At 71.9% G+C, this 2,969-nt stretch carries 1 protein-coding gene; it reads right to left on the bottom strand.

Annotation, left to right across the window (positions count from 1 at the left end):
• Window positions 1-2,969, bottom strand: a 2,969-nt coding sequence (locus tag ACFC1F_RS42970) for an AMP-binding protein (RefSeq protein ID WP_376167239.1), incomplete at both ends; no start/stop codon positions are given.

Below are 2,969 nucleotides of genomic sequence, written 5' to 3'. Positions count from 1 at the left end.
TGCGCGAACAACCCCGTCACACTCCGGTGCGACACCACCACACCCTTCGCACGCCCCGTCGACCCCGACGTGTAGATCACATACGCCGGATGATCGGGCAGCACGACCGAACGCTCCGCCCCGGACAGCGGGCCACCCTCCAGCGCCAAGACCTCGGGACCGTCCACCGCCACCACCGGCACCCCGAACCCCGACAACCGCCCCAGCAAATCCCCCGACGACACCACGAGTTCGGCGCCGGCGTCCGCAAGCGTGAACGCCACCCGCTCATCCGGATACGCCGGATCCACCGGCAGATACGCCCCACCCGCCTTCAACACCGCCAACATCCCCACCACCAACTCCACCGACCGGCCCGCAACCACCCCCACCACCGACTCCACACCCACACCACAACCGATCAGGCACCTGGCCAACCGGTTCGCCCGCGCATCCAACTCCCCGTACGACACCCCCACCCCATCAGCCACCACCGCCACCGCACCCGGCGACTCCACCACCCGCGCCTCGAACAACCCCACCAACGTCCCCGACATCCCCACCGGCCCCTCCACCGCCGGCACCTGCCACCCCACCAACAACCGCTCCCGCTCAACCCCACCCACCACATCCACCGCACCCACCCGCGACTCCGGCGACTCCTCCAACACCGACGTCAGACCCGCAACCGCCGTCCGCAGCAACCCACACACCTGCTCCGCATCGGCCGGGGCCACCGCCTGGACGGTGAGCACGAAGCCGGTCCCGTCGTCGTCCACGGCCACGGTCACGGGATAGTTGGTGCGGTCGTTGGTCCGGCCGTCCGACCCCAGGCCGGTGATGCCTTCGAGGGCCGCACCGGCCCCCTGGCCCGCCCCTTGACGGTGCCGGTAGTTGAGGATCGAGGTGAACAGTGGGCTGCCGCCGGGCACACCGCTGGCCTGCTGCGCCAGGGTGAGCGGGGCGTGCTCGTGCACCAGCAGCTCGGCGAGCTGCTGCCGCATGCCGGACAGCGCCTCGGCCGCGCCGAGTTCGCCGACCTGGACCCGAACCGGCAGGGTGTTGATGAACAGCCCTGGCACTCGGTCGGAGCCGGCGCCGGCGTTCATCCGGCCGAACAGCACCGTGCCGAAGACGACGTCGTCGCGTCCACTGACCGCCGCCAGCACCCGCGCCCAGGCGAGATGGAAGAGCGTCGCCGGACTCACACCCAGTCGTCGAGCCAACTCGCGGACTCGGATGGCCAGTTCATCGCCGACCGGCAGCGACGCGTCCAACGCGGCCGAGCCACCGTTGTGCGCGTCCAGCAACCCGAACGGGGCCGTGGTCTCGGTGACGTCACCGAGGAGGTCGGCGAAGAACCGCTCGTGCTCCTCGCGCGGCACGCCCAACCGGGCGTGTGCCACGAACTCCCGGAAGGGCAGCGGCTCGGGCAGCGAGTCCCCCTCGCCGGACAGGATCGCCCGCAGCTCGCCGAGCAGCACGTCCAGCGTCGTGTGGTCCTGCATCAGGTGGTGGATACGGAGCAGAGCCACCCAGCGGTCGCTCCCGGGTTCGGCGGCGACGTGCACCCGCATCAGCGGTGCGCGGCCCAGGTCCATCCACGATCCGCCCGCCGCGAGGAGCTGCTCACGCACGGGCGCACCACATGCCTCCAACACCACTGCCTGGAAGGGAAGTTCGGCATCGCGAAGGACCACCTGGACGGGCTCGCGCAGTCCGTCCCAGACGATGGCGGTGCGGTATATGTCATGCCGGTCCACGACCTGCTGGAGGGCGGCGAGGAAGGCGTCCAGGCGCTCGCGCGAGTCGAACGCAAGTGTGACCGGCACTGCGTAGACGTCCTCGTCCACGCCGTCGCGGCCGGCGAGCAGGTGGTGGAAGAAGAGGCCTTCCTGGAGGGGGGCGAGGGGGTAGACGTCCGCGATGTTGGCCGCGCCGCCGGGGACGGCCGAGGTGATCAGGTCGATCTCGGCCTGGTCCAGCTCGACCAGCGGCAGCATCCGCGGGGTGATCTCGGTGGCGCCCGCCGGGATCGCGTTCGGGGGCACCACGACCCGGTCCGCTCCAGCGGTGGCCGCCAGACCGGCCGGGGTCGGGCTCTGGAACAACGCCCGAACGGACACCGACACGCCCCGGCTGCGCAACAACTCCACCAGCGAGACCGCGAGGAGGGAGTGCCCGCCGAGGGCGAAGAAGTCGTCGTCCACCCCGACGGCCGGCAGGCCGAGGATGTGGGCGAAGGCGGCGCACAGGATCTCCTCCTGCACCGACGCCGGGGCACGGCCTCCTCCTGCGGCGTACTCGGGAGCGGGCAGGGCCCTGCGGTCCAGCTTCCCGTTCACCGTCAGCGGCAGCGCGCCCAGGACGACGACGGCGGACGGGACCAGGTAGGACGGCAGCAGGTCGCTCGCGAACGCCCGCACGGTGGCCGGGAGTTCGGTGGCGGACCGGCCGTCGGCGGGGACCACGTAGGCCACCAGACGGGTGTCACCGGGGGTGTCCTCGCGGGCGACGACCGCCGCCTGCGCAACGCCGGCACACGCCGACAGCGCGGCACTCACCTCACCCGGCTCCACCCGGAACCCACGGATCTTCACCTGCTCATCCGCCCGCCCCGCGAACACCAGCCGCCCGTCCGGCGTCCACCGCGCCCGGTCACCGGTGCGATACATCCGCCCACCCGCCACGCCACCGAACGGCGCCGCCACGAACCGCTCCGCCGTCAACCCGGCGCGGCCCGCGTACCCGCGCGCCAACTGCCCGCCCGCGACATACAGATCACCCGGCACACCCACCGGCACCGGCTGCAACCGCTCGTCCAGCACATAGACCCGGGCAGCCGCCACCGGCGCGCCCATCGGCACCGCCGACTCCGTACCGTCGATCCGCCCCGCGGTGACCATCACGGTCGACTCCGTCGGACCGTAGGTGTTCACCAGCCGCCGGCCCTGGGACCAGAGCTGCGCCTGCTCACGGCTGATCGGCTC

The sequence above is a fragment of the Kitasatospora sp. NPDC056181 genome, assembly GCF_042266225.1.
Lineage (GTDB): Bacteria > Actinomycetota > Actinomycetes > Streptomycetales > Streptomycetaceae > Kitasatospora.
The sequence above is the reverse complement of the archived record's forward strand: the minus strand, read 5'-3'. Positions and strand labels throughout refer to the sequence as shown.